This is a genomic window from Mesorhizobium sp. LHD-90, from assembly GCF_030929505.1.
Classification (GTDB): Bacteria; Pseudomonadota; Alphaproteobacteria; order Rhizobiales; family Rhizobiaceae; genus Kumtagia.
Window position 1 is genome coordinate 78,165 of sequence record NZ_JAVFVV010000014.1, and the last position, 22,474, is coordinate 100,638.

At 60.3% G+C, this 22,474-nt stretch carries 16 protein-coding genes and 2 pseudogenes; 10 read left to right on the forward strand and 8 right to left on the reverse strand.

Features of this window, described 5'->3' with window-relative positions; genetic code table 11:
- Positions 1–12 precede the first annotated feature (12 nt).
- The 3 genes from RB623_RS19935 to RB623_RS19945 are packed head-to-tail and all read right to left on the reverse strand — an operon-like array spanning position 13 to position 5,290.
- Positions 13–882: a hypothetical protein gene (locus tag RB623_RS19935; RefSeq protein ID WP_308058706.1), complete on the reverse strand. Its 870-nt coding sequence runs from the start codon at positions 880–882 to the stop codon at positions 13–15.
- Positions 879–4,370 carry a helicase-related protein gene (locus RB623_RS19940; protein WP_308058707.1) on the reverse strand — a complete coding sequence of 1,164 codons (3,492 nt, stop codon included), beginning with the start codon at positions 4,368–4,370 and terminating at the stop codon, positions 879–881. Before RB623_RS19940 ends, RB623_RS19935 begins: the two co-directional genes overlap by 4 nt.
- A complete protein-coding gene (locus tag RB623_RS19945; protein WP_308058708.1) occupies positions 4,367–5,290 on the reverse strand; it encodes a WYL domain-containing protein in 924 nt (307 codons plus the stop codon). The genes RB623_RS19940 and RB623_RS19945 overlap by 4 nt, the downstream gene beginning before the upstream one ends.
- 117 nt (positions 5,291–5,407) lie before the next feature.
- Here RB623_RS19945 and RB623_RS19950 point away from each other — a divergent pair, with 117 nt between their 5' ends.
- The 3 genes from RB623_RS19950 to RB623_RS19960 are packed head-to-tail and all read left to right on the forward strand — an operon-like array spanning position 5,408 to position 9,585.
- Positions 5,408–6,595, forward strand: a complete 1,188-nt coding sequence (locus RB623_RS19950; RefSeq protein WP_308058709.1) for a metallohydrolase — start codon at positions 5,408–5,410, stop codon at positions 6,593–6,595.
- Positions 6,592–8,853, forward strand: coding sequence for a hypothetical protein (locus RB623_RS19955; RefSeq protein ID WP_308058710.1), 2,262 nt, complete (start codon positions 6,592–6,594; stop codon positions 8,851–8,853). The genes RB623_RS19950 and RB623_RS19955 overlap by 4 nt, the downstream gene beginning before the upstream one ends.
- A 3-nt stretch (positions 8,854–8,856) precedes the next feature.
- On the forward strand, positions 8,857–9,585 hold the full coding sequence (locus RB623_RS19960; protein ID WP_308058711.1) for a hypothetical protein: 729 nt from the start codon (positions 8,857–8,859) through the stop codon (positions 9,583–9,585).
- Positions 9,586–9,787: 202 nt separating this feature from the next.
- On the opposite strand, the gene RB623_RS19965 is transcribed toward RB623_RS19960, so the two are convergent.
- Both RB623_RS19965 and RB623_RS19970 read right to left on the reverse strand, forming a co-directional pair.
- A complete protein-coding gene (locus RB623_RS19965; RefSeq protein ID WP_308058713.1) occupies positions 9,788–10,831 on the reverse strand; it encodes a nucleotidyl transferase AbiEii/AbiGii toxin family protein in 1,044 nt (347 codons plus the stop codon).
- A complete protein-coding gene (locus tag RB623_RS19970) occupies positions 10,828–11,493 on the reverse strand; it encodes a DUF6088 family protein (protein WP_128373590.1) in 666 nt (221 codons plus the stop codon). The genes RB623_RS19965 and RB623_RS19970 overlap by 4 nt, the downstream gene beginning before the upstream one ends.
- Before the next feature lie 241 nt (positions 11,494–11,734).
- Between RB623_RS19970 and RB623_RS19975 the strand changes: the two genes are divergently transcribed.
- The 6 genes and pseudogenes from RB623_RS19975 (at position 11,735) to RB623_RS20000 (ending at position 20,046) form a co-directional block, all read left to right on the forward strand.
- A complete protein-coding gene (locus RB623_RS19975) occupies positions 11,735–12,493 on the forward strand; it encodes an ImuA family protein (RefSeq protein WP_308058714.1) in 759 nt (252 codons plus the stop codon).
- Complete coding sequence (locus RB623_RS19980) at positions 12,408–13,931, forward strand: DNA polymerase Y family protein (RefSeq protein ID WP_308058715.1); 1,524 nt, start codon at positions 12,408–12,410, stop codon at positions 13,929–13,931. The genes RB623_RS19975 and RB623_RS19980 overlap by 86 nt, the downstream gene beginning before the upstream one ends.
- The gene (locus tag RB623_RS19985) at positions 13,928–17,188 is read left to right on the forward strand and encodes an error-prone DNA polymerase (RefSeq protein ID WP_308058716.1); all 3,261 of its coding nucleotides are present in this window, start codon (positions 13,928–13,930) and stop codon (positions 17,186–17,188) included. The genes RB623_RS19980 and RB623_RS19985 overlap by 4 nt, the downstream gene beginning before the upstream one ends.
- Before the next feature lie 5 nt (positions 17,189–17,193).
- Positions 17,194–17,394, forward strand: a pseudogene (locus RB623_RS19990) (DNA polymerase IV); the annotation flags it as partial.
- Between the two features lie 85 nt (positions 17,395–17,479).
- The gene (locus tag RB623_RS19995; RefSeq protein WP_308058782.1) at positions 17,480–18,397 is read left to right on the forward strand and encodes a UvrD-helicase domain-containing protein; all 918 of its coding nucleotides are present in this window, start codon (positions 17,480–17,482) and stop codon (positions 18,395–18,397) included.
- A 245-nt stretch (positions 18,398–18,642) separates the two neighbouring features.
- A complete protein-coding gene (locus RB623_RS20000; RefSeq protein ID WP_308058718.1) occupies positions 18,643–20,046 on the forward strand; it encodes a UvrD-helicase domain-containing protein in 1,404 nt (467 codons plus the stop codon).
- Here the strand turns inward: RB623_RS20000 and RB623_RS20005 are convergent.
- Entirely contained in the window at positions 20,010–20,495 is a 486-nt protein-coding gene (locus RB623_RS20005; RefSeq protein WP_308058719.1) for a hypothetical protein, read from the reverse strand. The two genes, RB623_RS20000 and RB623_RS20005, sit on opposite strands and share 37 nt — an antisense overlap.
- A gap of 207 nt (positions 20,496–20,702) precedes the next feature.
- On the opposite strand from RB623_RS20005, the gene RB623_RS20010 reads away from it, so the two are divergent.
- Positions 20,703–21,059, forward strand: coding sequence for a hypothetical protein (locus tag RB623_RS20010; RefSeq protein ID WP_308058720.1), 357 nt, complete (start codon positions 20,703–20,705; stop codon positions 21,057–21,059).
- 287 nt (positions 21,060–21,346) lie between these two features.
- On the opposite strand, the pseudogene RB623_RS20015 reads toward RB623_RS20010, so the two are convergent.
- Both RB623_RS20015 and RB623_RS20020 read right to left on the reverse strand, forming a co-directional pair.
- Positions 21,347–21,712: pseudogene (locus tag RB623_RS20015) on the reverse strand (SOS response-associated peptidase family protein); the annotation flags it as partial.
- A 32-nt stretch (positions 21,713–21,744) separates the two neighbouring features.
- Positions 21,745–22,338: a recombinase family protein gene (locus RB623_RS20020; protein WP_308058783.1), complete on the reverse strand. Its 594-nt coding sequence runs from the start codon at positions 22,336–22,338 to the stop codon at positions 21,745–21,747.
- Positions 22,339–22,474 lie beyond the last annotated feature (136 nt).

Sequence of the window (22,474 nt, forward strand, 5' to 3'; positions counted from 1 at the left end):
TGCCTCCTGCGGCTACCTTACGAGACTGACTCGATATCGATAGGGCGCAGTCTCCTCGAACCGCACCTTGTCACCAGTTTTGGCCCGATTGAGCTTGTAAAAGGAACCAATCCAGCCACGTGCTCGGAAAAACTTCTTCTCGCCATCGAGGTCGGTTCGGACGGGTTCTGGCCCGCCCCAGTCGACGATGATGTCTTTCTTCGCCGCCGAAGCCTTGTTGGAGCCGCCCTTTGCGTCCGCCGGAAACCGATCGAAGATCGAGCGGAGATAGATGTGGTTGTGGTCGATATTTCCTTGGGTGACAGCCACCTCGCCAATCACGCGGCCATGGCCGTTGGATGGGACAGGCTTTGCCTGGACGATGCCTGCCGCAGACGGCGCGGCTGGCGAAGGAACAGTCGGCTTCGATGCGGACACATCCCGTACCTTCTGGAGAAATCCCGTCGTGGGCGCGGGAGTTGTCGTCTCGGATTTGGCATCCGACGAAATCGAACCGAGCTGGCGGACGATTTCCGACGATGCCCTCTCGTCTAGTTCTACCCACGTCACTGCCCCGGACTTGTGGCGATAGGGAACAGGCGCGGACAGCTTACGGACATCCGCCAGCTTCCACGGCGTGTTCCACTTCGCGACCTGTCCGCTGCGGATCATCTCGGCAGGAATACGGTGTTTTTCGAACGCGGCGATCATGTCATCCGGAGACAGCGGCGCGCCCGAATCCACGAGCCGGGCCACGCCCCAGACAGCGCCTGTGCCTTTCCGGATCAATGCGAACCAGCCGCGATGCGACGCGCCTGTCGACCGCATCTCCCACGTCTTGCTGCCGTCCAGGATGAAGCCGATCCACGGATCGTCGATGATCAGCCCTTTGGTCATATTCACGATGGTCTTTCCCCCTTCTCAAGTAATTTCCTCAGGTCGACCTGAATGGCGGTGACGCCGAATTCAGGCTCTTGGCTGAATGGCCGGCGCACATAGATTGGCTCACGCGCAAAGCCTGCTTCGACATGCACGACGGCCAGGATGAATTTCTCCGGCTCGTGGAGCGACGTGATCACCTCTTGGCGCGTGACCATCACGCTGTCAGCGCCGTCGATCCGCCCCTTAACCTCAATGAACCGCATATGGCTCGCGCCGCGAGAGGCGATGTCGTAGCCAAGCTTTTGCGCGGACACGTCATCCGGCTCATTACCGAGACCGCGTTCGGCAGCCATCACGGCATTCATCGCCGCGATTTCGATCGCGCGGCGTGCGACTGGGTCTTCGGAAAAGCCGTTGCCCACACCCAGCCCTTGCTTCAGCGAGGCCAGCAGCCCGCGCGGAATCACCACCATGCCACCACGAATCCTTGGCGGCTGTGAGCTGATGAACTTTTCCTGCTCCAACAGTGCTTCCCGACGCTTGCGTCGCTCAGCCAGATCCTCGGCGCGGCGCTGGGCATTCTGCCAGTTGAGTCGTGTCTTCTTGCCGGCGCGCTCTTCCTCACGCAATTCCGCGGCCCGGTTGTCCCAATAGTTGATCTCCTTCGCCAGCCGGGCCTTCACTTCCTGCTCGACCTTGGCAATCTCCGGAAGCCGCCGCGCCTTCACCTCGCCGACGTGGCGCTGCGCCATGTCTACGGTGGCGAATCGAAGCGCGGTCTTTTCAAGGTCGGAACTCAACCAGTCCTGTTCGAGCACATTCTTCACCAGCGCCGATTCCTCCGCCGACGCGGGGCGCAGGTTCAGATGTGGCGCGATGCCTGCATCGCGTGCTTCCCCGCTCTTACGAACGGCAGTGAACTGGAGTTTCTGCGACACGATATGCGGCTTGCCGAGGCTCGTCTGGCGACCGTCTTGCACACTGTGTTCCAGCAGGAAAACAGCCGTTACATCCTGGCTATCGTCGGTGTCGTCGACGAGCACGGCGCCTTGCTTCAGGACATGGTCATACTCTTCGCGGATCAGTGAAATGACTGACTCCAACAGCGGGTGCCCTGGGCACACGAAGCTGGCTACCGGCTGCTGATTGATCCGCCCCTTTTCGAAACAGATACGCTCATATTTCTTCTGGAGCGGAGCGCCCATGCCGATCTGGCGATCGCGCTCGCGTACGCGTAGCGGGACGTGAGTGATCTCGAAACGCCCTTCCTCGCGCTTCCTGATCTGGCCCCCGAGCCGCTGGAAGGCTTCGATGAAGAAGCTCTGGATATGATGCGGCTGTAGGCGCTGGGCGGCAGCGCGTTCCATCTCCAGCCGAAGTTCATGAACCTGCGCCTCGGGCATTGTGTCGTTGGTCAAAGCCCGACGCTGCAGCAGCTCGAGAAGATGCTTTTGATCCACGGCACCGTCGACCTGCCTGAATAGCCTCGCCTTCACATCGTCCTGCTCGCCATATTGGATGGCCTCGAAGAGGAGGTCTTTCAGTGCAACACCTTCGAACAATTCGCCAAGTACGTCGTAGACCCTTCCGCCGAGGGCCTCGCGAGCAGCCTCTAGCTTTTCCAAGAGTCGGCCATAGACCTCGCCTTCGCGCGTATCCGCCGCAACGAGATTCCAGAGATGGCAGACTTCCGTCTGGCCGATGCGGTGGATTCGGCCGAAGCGCTGCTCGATCTTGTTGGGATTCCACGGCAGGTCGTAGTTGACCATCAGATGACCGCGCTGAAGGTTCACACCTTCGCCGGCTGCATCGTTGGCCACCAGGACGAGCAGGTCGCGATCCTGCATGAACCTTTCGATGACCTTCCTACGCTCGTCGCGAGACACGCCGCCGTGGATCACTTCGACTGCCTCTGGATTGCCCAAGCGTCCGCGGATCTTGTCGGCAAGATAGTGGAGCGTGTCCTTGGGCTCGGTAAAGATGATCAGCTTGCGGCGGTTGCCAGCGGCATCCGTCATCAGGTCGTCATCAAGGATTCGATTGAGCTGCGACCATTTCGTGTCGACGCCGGACTGGACGACGGACAGCGCCATCTGCTCCAGCTTCTTGAGCGTGTCTACCTCCATGCCGAGCTGCTCGACCGTTTCTGCCGTGGTCGCGCCGGTGGAAATCAAATCTTCGAATTCGTCTATCTCCTCCTGGCTAAGCTCCTCCAGGTTTCGGAGCGTGTCGCCGTTCCCTTCAATGCTCGCGAATCCTCCGCCGCGCCCCTTCGAGGTCAGGCGGGCTTCGGCGAGATCGTTCTCCAACCGCTCCCGCCGACGCTTCAATGATTGGTAGATCGCGGCGGGTGACGAAGCGAGCCGTCGCTGCAGGATCTGGAGCGCGAAGCCTACATTGTTGCGTTTCCTCCCATCGTCAGCAAAGCGCTGCACGCGATTCATCTCGGTCCGGACATACTCGGTCACGGCCGAGTAAAGTGCGGCCTCGCCCTCCGAAAGCTCGTATTTGACCGTTCGGGCGCGTCGCTCCGGGAAAAGAGGACGACCGTCAAAGCGAAGGAGTTCTTCCTTGGTCAACCGCCTCATCATGTCGCCAGTGTCGGCATAATGCACGCCGTCGCGGAACCGGCCTTCGAACCGATCGCCGTCGAGGAGCGCCATGAAGAGCTGGAAGTCCTCTTCTTTTCCGTTATGGGGCGTGGCCGACATCAAGAGAAAATGCCGGCAGAGCTCACCGAGCCTCTGGCCGATCTGATAGCGCTTCGTGTATTTGACCTCGCCGCCGAAATAGGTCGCAGACATGCGATGTGCCTCATCGCAGATGATGAGGTCCCACTCCGTCGCCTTCGTCAGTTTCTCCTGCAGGTCTTCATTGCGGGCGAGCACGTCGAGGCGAACGATCAGCCTGTTGCGATCTTCGAAAGGATTCCCGGACCGGGAGTTCTCGATCATGTCTCGGGTGAGGATGTCGAACTCAAGATTGAACTTTTCGCCAAGCTCGTCTTGCCATTGCTCGACGAGGCTGCCAGGGGCAACCACGAGACAGCGCTCGAGATCGCTGCGCGCGATCAATTCCTTGATGAGAAGCCCGGCCATAATAGTCTTGCCGGCACCGGGATCGTCGGCCAGCAAGAACCGCAGGGGTTGGCGCGGTAGCATTTCGCGGTAGACAGCGGAAATCTGGTGCGGCAGCGGATCGATGAGACTGGTGTGAATGGCGAGATAGGGATCGAAGTAGTGGGCAAGCTTGATGCGATTTGCCTCCGTCACCAGACGCAACTGCCCACCATCCGCGTCGAACGACCAAGCTCGTCCGCGCTCATCCAGCTCCAGGCGGTGCTCGTCGTCCCTGTACAGCGTGCTTTCGGAGACGGTGCCTTCCGGATCGCGGAAGATCACATTGATCGCCTGATCGCCGATCCAGTCCACCGATACGATTTGGACGCCACGGCCCGGAGCAATCCCGCGCACGAGCGCGCCACCGCGAATGTCTTCAAGCCTGGTCATCCGGCCGTCTCCCGCCCCACCGCAGCTTCCCGAACGATACGACCAGTATTTGCGAGTTCCAAAACTCGCTTTGCATCGGCCTCGTTCAACAGGACGATGTGTTGTCTTCTTGGATCTTCGTTGACAGCGTCATTCAAGAGCCCGAGTCTTTTCATGACATAAAAGAGCATCGCGACGCGGACCCGAAGAACGCATTTGCGCCCTTTCATGCCGTAATCCTTGGCCACGACTTCCTGCTGCGAACTCGTAAGCGCAGGATGGGGCGCGATTTCCAACGGATAGTATTCGTGCCAGAAGTGATCGGCCTCACCCGACGCACCGGGCTCATCCTCACCACGTGATTTAAGGATGCGCGGCAGGAGGAAGTCCTTAAACGTTTCCTCCAGATGACAGAAGGCACGGGCATGCCACCGAAATCCGTCATAGCCGAAAGCGTGTGGTGTTATGCGCCGCCATTTCGGATCGGGGCGCTGGGGGTTCATCGATTGATACATGACATCGATTGAACGCCGATTTCGGATGGCGTTCAAAACCGCCCTCAACACATCACCGTCGACATCGCGCTTCGGCGTCAGGGCGACATCTGCATCCGGTGCTGCTGATATCCATGAGTCCCGTTGCCAATCTGCTCCTTCAACGACGGCCTGTAACCTAGACAGGAATGCATCCGGATCGGGATTGAGGAACTGCGGCTTGAATCCACCGGCCGCAATGTAGCGCTTGGCGCTTTTGTCATAGATCATATTGTGCGGTGCCCGCTCCTGATAAAGGGTCAGGTCTTTCGAGGCCTGCGGCACGGACACACCGAACGTATCGATGATATCCGAGCGGTTGACACCTCCTTCCCAGAACAGCCGGAATTCGATGAATTCCAGCCGCTGTTCGACACCCCAGCGCAGGCCGTCCACAATTTTAGGCATCGAAACTATTCCCATCTAAAAACTATTCGTGTATCTAGAGCGCAGAGACTGAGTCGTCAACTGCAATTTCGCGTCGGCTGCCCTGCAAGTGGTCGACTGTATGCAAGGAGTGCTCTCATGACTGCTTCGCTTACATTCTTCTCCGTCGACAACGGGGACATGGCCCTTATCAAGCTCGATAACGACCAGCATATTCTCATCGACATCAACATCCGCGCAGCTGCTGACGATCCGGACGACGACACCTACGATGTCGCCGCCGATCTCAAAGAACGGTTGCCGCGTGACGACCAGAACCGGCTCTATGTGGACGCGTTCCTGCTGTCCCACCCGGACGGGGACCACATCACTGGTCTCAGCAAGCACTTTTATCTCGGCCCGCCGGATGACTTTCCCGAAGACAATGAAGACGACCTGATCCTCATCAGGGAGATGTGGTCGTCCCCGATCGTGTTCCGGCGCGCCAGCGCTAAGCATAAGCTCGGCGAGGAAGCGAAGGCTTGGAAGACGGAGGCCCGGCGCCGGGTTGCCCTCTATCGCGAGATAGGCTCTGGCGTCGGCGACGGCGATCGCATCCTGCTGATGGGCAAGGACAAGGACGGCAAGACCGACGATATCATGGACATCGTCGTCGAGCAGTACGAACTCATCACCCGCGTTAACCAGGGCGATGAAGGCCAGTTCGAGGGCCGACTTCTGGCACCGATGGTGGTCGAGGACGACGACGAGGAGCTGATCGACCTGCTTGAGAAGAATAACTCGTCGGTCATCATCCGCTTCTCCATCACCGGCGACGGCTACAAGGACATGTGCCGGTTCCTGACTGGCGGTGACGCCGGCGTCGCAATTTGGGAGCGCCTCTGGAACATCCTTGACGAAGATGGCAACACCGACTGGCTCAGCTATGACGTCATGGAGACGCCGCACCACTGTTCGTGGCGCACCCTCAGCTACGACCGCTGGTCTGAGCTCGGCGAGAAGGTCAAGGTCTGCGAGGAGGCCCGCAATGCGCTTTCGCAGATCCGCGACGGCGCCGTAATCGTCGCCAGCTGCAAGCCGATCAAAAAAGACGATTCCAATCCTCCGCACGAGCGGGCGCAAAGGGAATATGTCTCTATGGTCGAAGGTGAAAGCGACCGCTTCATCTGCACCACCGAATACACGGCCGACGAAGACCGCGCGTTGGAATTTAAGATTTACCACGCCGGAACGGCGAAGAAGCTCTCTATGACGGCCAAGAAGACGGCCGCGGTGGTCGGCGTCAGCGGCATCGCGACGGCCGCGAGGGCCCACGGCCGCAAATGACCGCGCAGCAATTCGAGCGGCACGCACAGCAGTTTGTGCGTGTCGCCTCCGATCATCGGCAGTGCGTGGAGGCGGGCATCATCGGCGTCGCCGACGATCACGCCCGCGTTTATGTCGTGCTGAGTGTCGAGATGCCTTTGCCTTATGCGTCCAAGGGGTCAAGCCCGAACGGCGTGAAGTTGCAGGAACGTGTCGAAATCCGGATCGGTGCGGACTACCCTTGGAAAAGTCCTTCGTTCTTTCTACGGGAAGATTTTCCCCGTGACCTGCCACATCTGTCGGCTGGCGGCGGTAAGTCGCTGCCGCGGCCTTGCCTCGTCGACGGCTCGATCGACGAGTATTTCAGTAGCTTCGGGCTAGTCGAGGTTGGAATCCTGCAGCTGCTCTCGCAGATGGCGGTCTGGCTGGCCAAGGCCGCCGTCAACGGGCTGATGGATCCCAAGCACGGCTGGGAACCAGTCATGCGGCACGACCTTGACGACGTGGTGGTCGTTGACCCTGCGGCCGTTCGCGGCCGCGTCGGGCGGGACGCCGGCACGGTCTGGCTGAAATCCGATTTTTTCCGGTATCGTTCAGGGCGGGGTCGCCTCAGCGGCGACGAGGTCTACCTAACCGTCAATGAGGAACTGGCGGCCTCCGTCGGCAAGCTTGGCACCTTCCCCTTCGACATCAACGTGTCCGCTGCAGGTCATCCCTATGGGAACACGATAACTGCGGTGTTCTGGGCCGCCGAGAACGTCATTGCCAAGGCTATCTTCCCGGAAACCATCGAGACGATGGAGGACCTCGCCGCCAGGGCTAAGGATTTCGGTTTCGGCCCGGCTTTTGACGCCTTTCTGCGACGACTGGAAGAGCGCTGGGAATCCGCCACATGGACGAGCCAAGGATCCCTGCCGATCGGGGTTATCTTTTGTGCTCGGCGGCCGTTCAAACTGATTGGCCGGGATTCGAGCATCGAATTGCTGCCCTACATCTTCGACGTGTCACCACGGAAACAACGGAAAAACCTCTACGAGGGGCCAAGCGGCCGCCGCGCGGTTGCCGCGCGCCAGGTAGACAAGGTGTCTGCCACGCTACTGCGGACAGTGTCGGCATCGGCGGACCTCGGCAAGATCGCATTGATTGGATGCGGCAGTGTAGGCTCGAAGGTGGGTCTGCATCTCGCGCGCTCCGGTGCAACGATTACTGGACTGGCCGACAAGGGCATTTTGCAGCCGCACAATATGGCGCGGCACGCGCTGGTCAGGGATGTCCTGCCGCTTGTCAAGGCAACGGAACTGGCGTCCGAGCTGTCGAAGCTCGGGCAAAAGCCGCAAGTCTACCTTGACGATGCCGCACGTGGGCTAGCGCAGGCGGCAAATCGCGCAAAAATCGCTCCTGTGGGCACGAACTCAGTTGTGAACACGACAGCGTCGCTTCTTGTGCGGGATGCCCTATCCATCGTCGCACCCGCCGATTTTCCCGCCCGGGTAACCGAGATCGCGCTGTTTGGAAGGGGAAAAGGCGCTTTCGTGCTGCACGAGGGACCGGACAGAAATCCCACACTGGCCGACCTGGAAGTCGAACTCAGCGCCAAGGCCACCGAGGTCGAGAGTGCTTTGCTCTTCGACGAAAAGTTTGGGCTGACAGAGATCCAGATAGGCGATGGCTGCGGGTCGCTGACGATGCCCATGACCGACGCGCGCCTCTCGGCGATGTCGGCGGCCGCCACCGAGCTGCTCGCCGATTTCATCAGCCGGGACGCCGTCGGCGGCCTCATTGCCGTCGGCACCCAGGATGCCGACTCGCCGACGACGACGTGGAGGTCAATCGCCATGCCGACGATGATCAAGGTTCCCGTCGACGGCGCCGACTGGATCCTCAAGATGTCCGCCGATGTTGATAGGCGCATTAGGGAGGAAATTGCCGTCTATCCGCAAGTCGAGACGGGCGGTTTGATGGTCGGCGCGTGCAGCGCCCGCACCAAGACGATCACAGTCGTCGATCTGTTGCCGGCACCGCCAGACAGCCAACGCTCCAGCTCGCGGTTCGTCCTTGGCAAGCAGGGCCTGAAGGAGGCGGTGATGGAACGGCACCTCAAGAGCGGCAAGCGCCTGCTCGACGTCGGCACGTGGCATAGCCACATCGCCGAGCAGGGCCCGTCGGCGACGGACTGGCGTACGGCAAAAGACCTCGCTGCCGAGCGATCCCCGCCCGCGGTGCTGTTAATTGCAACACCGAGTGGATATTGCAGCATCGTTCATGACCCATCAAGGTGAACCATGGATTTTCTGGATACTTATTCTATTAAGGCCCGGCTGTTCCCGGCCTTAATCGCCGTTCTTCCCGCATTTGTCCTTTTCCTTCTTGCGGGGTCATGGAAAGACCCGGGGTTGCCAGAGGTCATGACGGCCTTGGGCATAGGTGTCTTGTTCTATGCCATGGCGGATCTCGCCCGTCGCGCCGGCCGGCGTGTGCAGCGAAAGCTGTTCAAGGAATCTGGTGGCTTCCCGACGAACACCGAACTGAGCCATCTCGATACGACCTTGGATTCCGGCATCAAGGACCGGTTCCGCAACTTTCTCGCGATGCAGATCGGCAAGGCCGCACCTACACGCGAGTCAGAAGTCGCTGACCCGGCCGGCGCCTCCCAGTTTTATGGGGAATGCTACAACTTCCTGCGGAACAACACCTACGACACCGAGCGCTTCCGCGTCCTTTTCAATGAAAACATCAGCTACGGCTTCAGGAGGAACCTCTACGGCTTAAAACCCTACGGCATCGCCATCAACCTGCTGGCGGTTCTGGCCGCTTGTTGGCTGTATCGCTACCAGCCTGCCTTCGCCACGCTCGGCCAGGGCCAGATTTTCATCCAGGGCGGCTTCGCGCTCTTCCACGCGATTTACTTCATTTTTGCGGTGACCAAAGGTACCGTTCTGGAGGCGTCGAAAACCTATGCGCGACAGCTTACAATGAGCTGCGACGTTCTGATCCGAGACACCAAAACATAAGATGATAGCTCACTCGCGACGAATCCTGGCAAGCCCGCGCAATGAGAAATGATAGATGGCATTTCGGCCGTACGGAAGGAGACCGGCGGAGTTCGACGGTGTCTCGAACACGACGTCAACAGCCCTGACCACGGTACCAAGGCGCCGCGAGACCATTTGCTCGACAACGCCTTGATGATGCCCCGGCGACCTGGCCAGGCGACTAGGAATGGGTGTTGATGTCCTGCTCAATCTGCCGTGCTGATTCCAGAATGTCATCGAAACTCGGCGGAGTGCCGAAGATCATGGCCGCCGTATTCGCATAGTCGCGCGTGAGCGCGTCCACCATCTTTGGAGCGGGCGCGATCGCGAAGCTGCCCGGGACTGCTGAGGCGAGGTCATAGTCGGGACGGTCGAAAAACATTCGTGCGTGCCGCACACAATCGGTGCCAAGATCGAGATCGCCGAGCGCGGCCTTTCCGGTCTCGGATCCGAGAAGACAGTGCAGGTCATAATAGTGCCGAGACACCCGCTGGCCTTCCTGCCGCAGTTCGCCGCGCCGCTCGTACCAGCGGCGCAATCCATGGGCGATCACCACCTTGTCCCAAAAGGTGCGGATCGCCTCGATCGTGGTCACGTCGGCGACGGTGAGATCAATGCCTGCCGCTTCCGCCGCGACATAGGGCGTGATCGTGATAGGGCGATTGGGATCGAGTGCCGATTTCGCCCCGGACTCGAGGCGTATGGCCGGTCGCACATAGGCGCCATCACGCGGCTCGACCTCGGGATACCAGAGCAGCAGGGTCTGACCATCGGCATCGGCTTCGTCGATCTCCACCCGTCCGGCGCCGTTCGTAATGTCGGCAAGTTGAGCGGTGAGGAAGTCTCGCAGCGGCCCTGTGATATACGCACGGCAGGCGTCCCGGATGGTGTCGAGCTTGGCGCGGCGCTTCTTGTTCGACAGTCCCTCAAGCTCCTCGACGGAGGCAGCCTCGTCGAGATCGTCGCGGAACACGGTAACGTCGATGTCCTCGGAAAAACGCTGGATGAGGCCATAGCCTTTTGACAGCGACGTCCCGCCCTTGAACAGCAGCCGTGGCTCCCCCGCAGGCCGTTCGTGGTAGAGCGAATTGAGGGTCCAGCAGACCCAGAAATCCTTTTCGACATTGCCCACCGGAGCTCCGATCCGATTGGCCGTGGCAAGGAACAGGTCGAGCCGGTCGCGTGGGGATGCCGCGATGATCTGGCGGTAAGCATCGGTACTCATGGCTTCGCCTCGTGCGGGTCCGCCCTCAGGATTTCGCGGAGGAACTCCTGCATCCAGATCGGCACGGCGGAGAGACCGGCACGCAGATCCTCGCGAATGGCCTCGCCATGCTTGGGGTCGGCAAACAGGCGGCGCAACGTCGCCTGGATACGCTTCCGTTCGCCCTTCTGGGTCAGCATGTCCTGCATCCAATGCAAGGCCTGGACGACCCGCATTCCCGGCCGATCCGCCCAATAGAGGCGGCTAGGGGCAGCGTATTTGAAGTGGATTTCCTGCGTGCCGAGCTTGATTGGCTTCAACCGCGCATCGACCAGCACTTCTATTCGGGCGGGGACGGCGGTCGTCAGGCCGAGGTCGTTGGCGGCCGTCATACCATCGATGACGGCGCGCGCCCGATCGCGGCGCGTGACGGCGCGGATCACAGCGCGATAGTCCGGCACGGTGGCGCGGCCAGTCAGGTTGTTCGTGCGCGGCCGGTCATAGAGGCCTCGGTCGATCCGGCGCAGCTCCCCGGCGGCTGCCAGGCGCTGCAGGGTTTTGTCCACGGCGGCGCGCGCGCCGAGATCGGCGAAGTCGCCGGGGGTCCAGACCTCGTCGGGTTTGGACTCAATGCGGGCAAGCAGGCGCGAGCGAAGATCGGTATCGGGCTCAACGATAGGCATGTCCGAAATATGCTACAAGTTTCGGACAAAGGCAAGGGATGAGTCCGAAATATGCTACAATTTTCGGACACCCCGTGGCGCCCAAACTCCAAAAATGGAACTCACATTTTCGCATCGACGGATATGGCCCGAGCATTGAATGCCTCCTTCCGCAGGGGCACGACATCATCTCGGTTGACTCTTAGCCAAGACGAGAACAAATGTAGAACATATCACAGGCTTTCCGCGTTTCAAGGGTCAGATGAGTGTATCGGCGCCCCCTGCTGCCATTTCCGAGCTTCGAGACCGCATCGCGCGCCTCGAAGGCGGAAATACGCGCGTGCGTACAGTTTTGCCGTTCGGAGTGGCCGCGATCGACAGGGTACTGCCGGGAGGGGGATTGGTCTTTGGCGGTCTGCATGAGGTCGCGGGTGGTGGAAATGGCGCTGTCGATGGCGCGGCCGCGGCACTCTTTGCAGCGGGAATTGCCGCACGCACGGCGGGCAAGGTGCTGTGGTGCGTTACCCGGCCCGATCTGTTCGCGCCAGCGATCGAACAGGCCGGCCTTCCTCCGGGACGGGTAATCTATGTCGAAGCCGGCGACGAAAAATCCGTTCTCGCCTGTTTCGAAGAGGGTCTTCGCGGCGGTTTTGGCGCTGTCGTTGCCGAGATTGCCCGGCTTTCGATGACGGCCTCACGGCGGCTTCAGCTTGCCGCCGAAAGCTCCGGCGCCATCGGCATCGCCATTCGCCGCTGGCGTCGGCAGACGGAGGCAACGGATTTTGGGCAGCCAACCGCCGCCGAGACACGCTGGCGGGTGTCGGTCCTGCCGTCGACACCATTGCCCGTTCAGGGGATTGGACGGGCGCGCTGGCACGTTGAGCTGATCCGATGCCGGGCCGGAGAGAGTGCAGATTTTATAGTGGAGGCATGCGATGCCAAGGGTCGTATCGCTCTTCCTTCCGATGTGGCCGACAGACCGCTTCAGAAGGAAATCGGGCGACGCCGCGCCTCCGCCTGAGACGCCGCTCGTCCTTATTGGCCGTGATGGTCGTCGCCGTGTCGTGCTCGCCGCCGATGCGGCAGCGCACGCGGCCGGCCTGCGCATCCGCATGCCGGCCAGCAAGGCGCAGGCGCTCGTTCCGGGCCTGATCGTTCATGACGGAGAACCGGAAGCAGATGTCGACGCGCTCGAGCGGTTGGCGCTGTGGGCATTGCGCCGCTATGCGCCGATCGCCGCCGCCGATCCGCCGGATGGCATCGTCATCGATACGACCGGCGCCGATCATCTTCATGGCGGCGAGGCGGCAATGCTTGGCGAGATGGTGCAACGGCTCGCCGCTGCCCGCATCACGGCCCGGGCGGCGGTCGCCGATAGCTGGGGGGCTGCGCATGCGCTGGCGCGCTTCGGCGCGCGAACGACCATCGTCGTCCCCTCCATCGAGACGGCGCAGGCAATTCGGCCTTTGCCGATCGCTGCACTTCGTCTTCCCGCCAGCACGATCGACAGCCTGAGGCGACTCGGCTTCGAGACAATTGCGGACCTAGCCGGCACATCGCGCGCATCGCTCGCCTTGCGTTTTGGACCGGAGGCCGGCCGACGCCTCGACCAGGCGTTCGGACGTGTAAGCGAACCGATCGAGCCGATCCGGCCGGAGGAGATCGTCGAGGTGCGCCGCAATTTTGCCGAACCGATCGGCGCACCAGAGACGATCGCCCGCTATACAGGCAAGCTTGTGGCGGAACTCTGCATTGAACTTGAGACGCGGGGGCTTGGCGCGCGCCGGCTCGACCTCCTGTTCTTCCGCGTCGACAATCGCATCGAGGCGATCCGTGTCGGCACAGCAACGCCAGTGCGCGATCCAAAGCGTTTGACCCGGCTTCTCACCGACAAGATCGAGACGATCGATCCGGGGTTCGGCATCGAACGGATGCGGCTTGCTGCGACCGTTGCCGAGCCGCTGCCGGCCAAGCAGATGATTTCCTCGCTCGCCGAGGCGCCCGAACACGATGTGTCGGATGTGATCGACACCCTCGCCAACCGTGTTGGTGAGGACCGGCTCTATCGCTTCGCCCCGGTGCAGAGCGACGTTCCCGAGCGGTCGGTTCAACGCATTGCGCCGATGGCGCCCGATACCGGCGAGGGCTGGCCAGGCCATTGGCCGCGGCCGTCGCGGCTGCTGCCGCGGCCCGAGCCGATCGAGACGGTAGCACTTCTTCCCGACCATCCGCCCGTGACCTTCACTTGGCGCGGCGTTCGCCGGCGGGTGAAGCGAGCAGACGGGCCGGAGCGCGTCTTCGGGGAATGGTGGAAACGCGACGCCGAGCTCGCGGCGGTGCGCGACTATTTCCAGGTCGAGGACGAGAACGGCGAACGTTACTGGGTCTTCCGTGCCGGCGACGGCGAGGATGCGGCGACCGGATCGCACAAATGGTTCATGCACGGGATCTTCGGATGACTGTCGGAACCCGATACGCCGAGTTGCAGGTGACCTCGCATTTCTCGTTTCTGCGGGGCGCATCGTCCTGCGAGGAGCTGTTTGCGCAGGCCGCACAGCTCGGCATTGAAGCGCTGGCAGTCGTCGATCGCAATTCGCTTGCCGGTATTGTGCGTGCACATGAAGCGGCAAAGACGACAGGCGTCCGGTTGATTGTCGGTTGCCGTCTCGATCTCGCCGACGGCATGTCGATGCTGGTCTATCCGACCAACCGACCGGCCTACTCGCGCCTCTGCCGTCTGCTGTCGCTCGGCAAGGGCAGGGCCGGCAAGGCGAAGTGTCGTCTCGAATGGGATGATGTCGTCGCCTATGGCGAGGGATTGATCGCGGTGCTGGTGCCGGACGAAGCCGATGACCTCTGTGCCGTTCGTCTGCGGCGGCTGCGCGAGGCCTTCGGCAATCGCGCCTATCTGGCGCTTACCTTGCGCAGGCGCCCGAACGACCAACTCCGGCTCTACGAGCTGGCGAACCTGGCGGCAGCGATGCACGTGCCCCCCGTCGTCACCAATGACGTGCTGTTCCACGAACCCGCCCGCCGCATGATGCAGGATGTCGTCACCTGCATTCGCCACAACGTCACCATCGACGATGCTGGATTCCGGCGCGAACGCCATGCCGATCGCTATCTCAAACCTGGCGACGAGATGGCGCGGCTGTTCAGCAGCCATCCCGAGGCCCTGGCGTGCGCGATCGAAATCGCCGACCACTGCCGTTTCTCAATGGACGAGCTCGCCTACCAATACCCACAGGAAAAGACCATGCCGGGCCTCACAGCCCAGCAGGCACTCGAAAAGCTTACCTGGGAAGGTGCCGCCCAACGCTATCCCGAGGGCGTGCCCGACAAGGTGGTCAAAATCCTGAAACATGAACTGCGGCTGATCGAGACGCTCGAATACGCGCCGTACTTTCTGACGGTGAACTCGATCGTGCGTTTCGCTCGCAGCCGTGACATTCTTTGCCAGGGCCGCGGCTCGGCCGCCAATTCGGCCGTCTGCTATGTGCTCGGCATCACCTCCATCGACCCCGAACGCAACAACCTCTTGTTCGAGCGCTTCGTTTCGCAGGAGCGGCGCGAGCCGCCTGACATCGATGTCGACTTCGAGCATGAACGGCGCGAGATCGTCATGCAGTGGGTCTATGAAACCTACGGGCGTGACCACGCAGCCCTATGTTCGACCGTTATTCGTTATCGAACCAAGGGCGCCGTCCGCGATGTCGGCAAGGCGCTCGGCCTGCCCGAGGACATGACCAAACTTCTGTCCTCGCAGGTCTGGGGCCATGGCGAGGCAGTCGATGAGCAGCGCGCCCGAGAACTCAACCTCAATCTCGGCGATCGCCGGCTGCGCCTGACCCTCGAACTCGCCGCGCAACTTGCCGGGACACCACGCCATCTCTCCCAGCATCCGGGCGGCTTTGTCCTGACGCACGATCGCCTCGACGATCTTGTGCCGATCGAGCCGGCGGCGATGAAGGATCGCCAGGTGGTGGAATGGGACAAGGATGATATCGACGCCCTCAAATTCATGAAGGTGGATGTGCTGGCGCTTGGCATGCTCACCTGCATGAAGCGGTCCTTCGATCTTCTGTCCGAGCACAAGGGCGTGACGCTCGACCTGGCGACGATCCCGCCAGAGGATCCGCGCACCTATGCGATGATCAGGAAGGCCGATACACTCGGCGTCTTCCAGATCGAATCCCGCGCGCAGATGTCGATGCTGCCGCGCATGAAGCCCAGGACATTTTACGACCTGGTCATCGAGGTCGCGATCGTCCGGCCCGGACCGATCCAGGGCGACATGGTTCATCCCTACCTTCGCCGGCGCGACGGCAAGGAAGAGGTGACGTTTCCGACACCGGAGCTTGAGCGCGTTTTGGGCAAGACACTCGGCGTGCCGCTGTTTCAGGAGCAGGCAATGCAGGTCTCCATGGTCTGCGCCGGCTTTTCCGCCGGCGAGGCCGACCAGCTGCGGCGCGCCATGGCCACCTTCAAGCACACCGGCGGCGTCTCGAAGTTCCGCGACAAGCTGGTCAACGGCATGATCGCCAACGGCTACAGCTCAGAGTTTGCCGAAAAGACGTTTTCGCAACTGGAAGGCTTCGGCAGCTACGGCTTTCCCGAAAGCCACGCCGCCTCCTTCGCGCTGATCGCCTACGCCTCCTCCTGGATGAAGTGCTGGCATCCGGACGTGTTTTGCGCAGCGCTGCTCAATTCGCAGCCGATGGGCTTTTATCTGCCGGCCCAGATCGTGCGCGACGCCCGCGATCATGGCGTCGAGGTGCGCCCCGTCTGCGTCAATGCCAGTCGCTGGGATTGCACGCTCGAGCCGACCGATACCGAAGATCGCTTCGCTGTCCGCCTCGGTCTGCGTTTGGTGAAGGGTCTCGCCAACGACGATGCCGCCGCGATCGTTACGGCGCGGGCCGATCAGCCCTTCACCTCCATCGACGATCTCTGGCGCCGCGCCGGCGTGCCGGTGACGGCGCTCGTCCAGCTTGCCGAGGCCGATGCGTTTCTGCCGGATCTGAACCTTGCCCGCCGCGATGCGCTCTGGGCGATCAAGGCGCTTCGCGATGAACCTTTGCCCTTGTTTGCAGCCGCGACCTCCCGTGAACAGCAGATTGTGCCTGAGATGCACGAGCCTGTGGTGGCGCTCAAGCCGATGACCGCCGGAGGCGAGGTCGTCGAGGATTACGGCCATGTCGGTCTGACCTTGCGCAGCCATCCCGTGTCGTTTTTGCGTGCGGACCTTCGCCGGCGTCGCATCGTGACCTGTCAGGAGGCCATGCAGGCGCGGGACAGAAGCTGGCTCGAGGCGGCCGGCCTGGTGCTGGTGCGGCAACGGCCGGGCTCGGCCAAGGGCGTCATGTTCCTCACCATGGAAGATGAGACCGGCGCTGCAAACGTCGTTGTCTGGGTCAAAGTGTTCGAGAAGTTCCGTCGCGTGCTCCTCTCCTCCGCCATGCTGGGCGTCCGCGGCCGCATCCAGCGCGAGGGTGAGGTAGTACATCTCGTTGCCCACGAGTTGACCGATCTGTCGGCGGAACTGGCCAGCGTCGGAAACCGCGAGGCGCCGTTTCCGTTGCCGCACGGGCGCGGCGACGAGGCTCATCACGGCGGATCGGGGATCGACCGCCGCGGAATGCCGAAAGCGCGCGATATCGTCGATCCCTACGAGCACATTGACCGGATCAAGGTGAAGACGCGCGATTTCCGGTAGCAAGAATGGTCACGACCGCCACTATCCTCCATGCCGATCTCGACGCTTTCTACGCTTTGGTCGAGCAACTGCTGAACCCGTCCCTGCGCGGCAAGCCGATCGCCGTTGGCGGCGGTGTGGTGCTTGCTGCCTCCTACGAGGCCAAGGCATTCGGCGTTCGCGGTGGCATGCCGGGGCGGCGGGCGTGTGCCCTATTATCGTCTCTTGCCAGTTTCACGCTTGCCTTTAGCGTTGAAGTTGCCCTTCTGCGGCGATAGTCGAGAAGCACGGCTGGGATATATTGGGGTGGAAATGTTCGAGTTGTTTCTTTTGGTCATGGCGATTGCGATTGGGCATTCGGTCTTGACCAAATTGGGGCTGATCAAGGACAGCGCTAAAACCCCTCCTGCGACCAGCAAACCGACGGCTCTTCAGACTCTCAGCAAGGACGATTATCATCAGCGTCTTCGTGATTGGCGTGCAAAATGGCAGCCGCTCGTCGATCGCACGAAGTGGATACCTTCGGGGACAGCCGAGAGAATTCTTGAGCAGTTCCCAGCCCCGAGCAGAGCGACCGATTTTGGCATCAATAAACTGTTGAATAGAAATCCGGCGCTTGAGGAGTTGAAATCGGACTTCACAAACCACAACGACGTGTTTCGGATCCTGCAGAAAGGACTGCTGAAACCCTTATTCGATTCCGTTGAAAAGAATCCGCTGACAGACGAGCAGATCAACGCCTGCATCTGCATGGATAACAGCGTGCAGATCGTTGCGGCAGCCGGATCAGGGAAGACGTCGACGATGGTTGCGAAGGCAGGCTACGCCTTACATCAGAAATTGGTCAAAGGAAGCCAGGTTGTTATGCTCGCATTCAACACTGATGCAGCGCAGGAACTTAGGGATCGGGTCAAAGCACGTCTCGCTGATTTCGAAGACGTGGGCGATATCACCATTAAGACCTTTAGCGCTTTCGGCCTGCATGTGATCGCAACAGCGAGCGGTGAGAAGCCCTCGCTGGCTCCCTGGCTCGATCAGTCGGGTCAAGATGTCGAGATGATCGGCAAGATCATCAAAGACCTGTCCGACCGAGACCAAAGTTTCACATCGACTGGAACATTTTCCGTCTCGTTTATGGTCGCGATATCGGTCAGCGGGGTGCCCCATCGGAGCCTGATGCCTACGACAATGGTCGCCGTGGTCACCGAACCGCCAATGGCGACATCGTAAAAAGCAAAGAAGAGCGGCTGATCGCGGACTGGCTATTTTACCACCATGTCCCGTACGAGTACGAACGCGTTTACGAGCACAAAACGGCGACCGAAACGCATCGACAATATCAACCCGACTTCTATTACCCCGACATCCAACTTTACCATGAGCATTTCGCTTTCGGGGCGGACGGGAAGGCTCCGGAGCACTTCGGCGGCGATTATGTCGAAGGCGCGAAATGGAAGAGGTCTCTGCATGCGGAAATGGGCACACCGCTCTTCGAGACCACTTCGCACCAGATTTCGACGGGAGCTGCGCTATCAAAACTGGAAGCCGAGCTAAGGAAGCGCGGGCAGACAATTCGCTTCGATCCAGATCGCAAAGCCGAGGGTCTCCAGCCGATCAGCAATCGGGAACTGGCCAATACGGTTCGGATATTTCAACAGCATGTGAAGAGCAATGGTCTCACGCCGACACAAATGAAAGAGGCGACCGCGAAACAGTTAAATGATGGACACGCTGCTCGCATCCTGCTGTTCGTAAAGCTGTTCTACCAAATATCCGAGGAGTGGGAACGGAGACTGAGAGAAGGAGGCTGGATCGACTTTGAGGATATGCTCATTCAAGCCGGACAGCATATCGAAGCCGGGACATATCAGAGCCCCTACAAAATGGTTCTAGCTGACGAATTCCAGGATTCCTCCCGCGCCCGAATTCGCCTGTTGAAAGCATTGTCCGACGAGAAGAACGGCCAGGTTCACTTGTGTGTCGTCGGAGACGATTGGCAGGGCATCAACAGGTTCGCTGGTGCGGACATATCTGTGATGACTGAGTTTGAGAAAATCTTCCCCTATGCATCCCGGCTGACATTGGGAACCACATTCCGGTGTCCGCAATCCCTCTGCGACATCTCCAGTACGTTTATCCAGGCGAACCCTGTCCAGATCAGAAAGACAGTCAGAACCACGAGCACCTATTCGAATGCGTCCGTCCTGGCATTCGGCTTCAAAGACGTGGCCAATGCTCAGGGGCATTTGAGAGAACAGTTCGACCTCATGCGCCGCTATATCGAGGAAGGGAGGCTCAAGCCCAATAGCGGGGATCGGATCACAGTCCTGCTGCTTGGACGCTATCGCAGCGACGCCCCGAGCCAATTGAAGTCGTGGCAACGAAGGTTCGGCGATGTCCTCGATATCTCTTTCAAAACGATCCATTCATCCAAGGGGCTCGAGGCAGACTACGTGATGCTGTTGAACGTAGTCGAAGGCTTCCGTGGCTTCCCAAGCCAAATTGAAGACGACCCGGTCTTACAGATTCCGATGCCTGCGTCGGACCCGTACCCCATGGCCGAAGAACGACGCCTTTTCTATGTGGGGCTGACCCGCGCCAAAAGGCAGGTTCGAATTTATACGAGCTTGGCGAACCCGTCGCGTTTCGTCACCGAACTCGTCGCGAAAGGTGGTCTGAAGATCGAAGCCGTTGACGGGGAGCTGCAGGAACCGTGTCCGAGATGCAAAATCGGAGTTCTCAGACTTCAAACCAGCAAGTATGGCGAGTTCGAGAGCTGCAGCAGGTGGCAGAGTTGCGATTTCAAACGGAATGTCACCAACGCTGACAAGGCTACCACAGGTCATTGGCTGCAGAACGAGAACCGCTCGATCTTGTAGGTTTCCGAAGAGATCTTCGTCAGGTTGCCTGATCCGACATCGTAGTAGGCACGGACGCAGGTGTCGTAATCACCTACGCTCGTGTCCATCCATTCCGCTTGCAGCAGCGTGCTGTCGATCCCGTATTTCATCTGGAGCTGATAGTTTTCCTCGCCGCCGAGCGGGAAGTCGACAACCCTGCCATCGCGGGCATCGATCAGGAACGCGAAGAAGCACGATGAGCCGCAGCCGATTTCGATCAGAGTGAAATGACCGCCGAAGTTCGGCCCGGCTTGCATGCCATTGTTGATCCGCGTCCGAAAATGGGCGACCGACCCGGTCATTTTCGGGAGGACGGACTTACCCTTGAGGTAGATTTTCGTCGGGTAGTCAGCGAAATGCGGTTCGGCGGCCGCCGAAGTCGTCGCGAGGAAGGTGGCGGCCAACACCGCCGAAATCAGTTTCTTCATGTTGCCCCAGTCCACTGAAAGGACGGTGATGCCCCCGGGCTATCCGCTGTGTCAACAATATCCCGGCTACCGGGCGAGCAGCTCTATCGTATACGGATTGACCACCCTGGGCGATGACATGAAGGCCCTGCTCGAGAATCTCTCCTGACAGCGAATAGCCATCCTGGGTGCTATCTTTTACATCAGGCACAGCATCAGGAGTTCTCGATGTCCAGGATCAGCCGCCGCAAGATGCTAATCGGAAGCGCCGCCCTCTGCACGACTGTTGCCGGAACTGGCATCGCGAGAGAGCAGGAGCCATCCGGCGATATGTCGGCATTGATTGAAGCACACGAGGCTGCCTACGCGGCGTTCATGTCTTCGATCCGAAAACCAGATGACGATCGCAATGACCATGCTACACGCAGCCAGGCCGAAGAGAAGGCGCTGCTTGCCGTTTGCGGATATCCCACGGTCAGTGAAATCGATCGACGAACCAAGGCGACGTACCTGCTCGAGATCGAGACGAGGGGAGAACTCGATCTAAGGGAGCATATGCAGGCCGTTCTGCTCTCGATGATGTGAGGGCACAAGTTCCCCAAAATGCTGACAGGGAGCCGAAGCTCCCTGTCAGGCGATCATTAGAATTTCGGCCGTCGACCATGCCCGTATGAGGATCGTGGCTTGGTTTCGGCTCCTTCGGCCAGATGGTGTGACCGCACCTGGTCGGGTCGCCCCGGGATTACCCAGTCCCGCGCGAAAACCGGCGGCGCCGGAAAGTGTCTCCATTTCATCATTGAGCTTGGTCGGTGCGTCACGCAGGAATGGAACATCTGCAGGAAGCGCGTCCCGGACCGTTATCTCCAAGATGCTCAGTCGCTTCCTTGTCGAACCGTCTCTTCGTTCAGCGAGCCGGCCGGAAGAGGCTTCAGCAGCTCGGACTCCGGTTTGGTTAGATTGATCCATGCCGACCAGTCCACTGGTCGCAGCACGACAACCTGACGATTGTGGAAGGGCGCGATGTCCGGGCCGGGCTCCGTCGTCAGGATCGTGAAGGCCGAAGGATGATTCCCCTGGCCCTCGCGCCAGATGCCCGCAATAGCCATGAAGGGCGCTCCGTTGAGCGTGAAACGATGTTTCGTTTTTGGGTATTTCTTGCCGGTGAATTCGAAAAATCCCGATGCCGGAATGAGACAGCGGTTGCTGTTGGCGAAACTTCTTCCTTCCGACCGAAAATGGTGTCAGAACAAGAGCTGCTCGAAATCATACGCTAAGGTCGAACGGAACGTGAACTGTCGTCTCTGACGCGCATGATGGTCTGTCGGCTGGTTTCGAACTTTCTGGCGAGAGCTGAAACGCTCATGCCGCTGGCTAGCCCTTCAAGAACATCTTGCTTCCGCGTTTCGTTGAGCCGCGCTGGTCGGCCAAGGATTTTTCCTTCTGATTTTGCCCGTTTGAGGCCGGACTGCGTGCGTTCGATAAGCAGGTCACGTTCGAACTGTGCGACAGCGTTGATGACGTTCATCGTCATCTTGCCAGCGGAGCTTGCGAGATCGACACCGCCCAGAGCGAGGCAGTGAACCCGGACACCCAATTCCTCCAGTTTCCCTACCGTGGTGCTCACATCGATGGCGTCCCGACCAAGACGGTCGAGCTTTGTCACGATCAGCACATCCCCGGACTCGAGCTTGTCCATGAGCCGGATGAAGCCGCGGCGCTGCGCAATGGCGACACTGCCGGAAATAGTTTCGGTGACGATGCGGCGTGGCTCGATGTGGAACCCGGCTGCCTGGATTTCCTGGATTTGGTTTTCAGTCGTTTGGCCGGTCGTGGAGACGCGGACGTAGGCAAATGTGCGTGGCATGGGCTCGATTCGTCCGAATAGGCTGTCCGAAATGTCGAAGATGTCCATAACTATGTCAAGGTAATTTGTGGACAGTGCGATTTCACCCTGTACGGAACCGCTCGTTTTCGGACATGCCGGAGGCCATCGGCGCGAT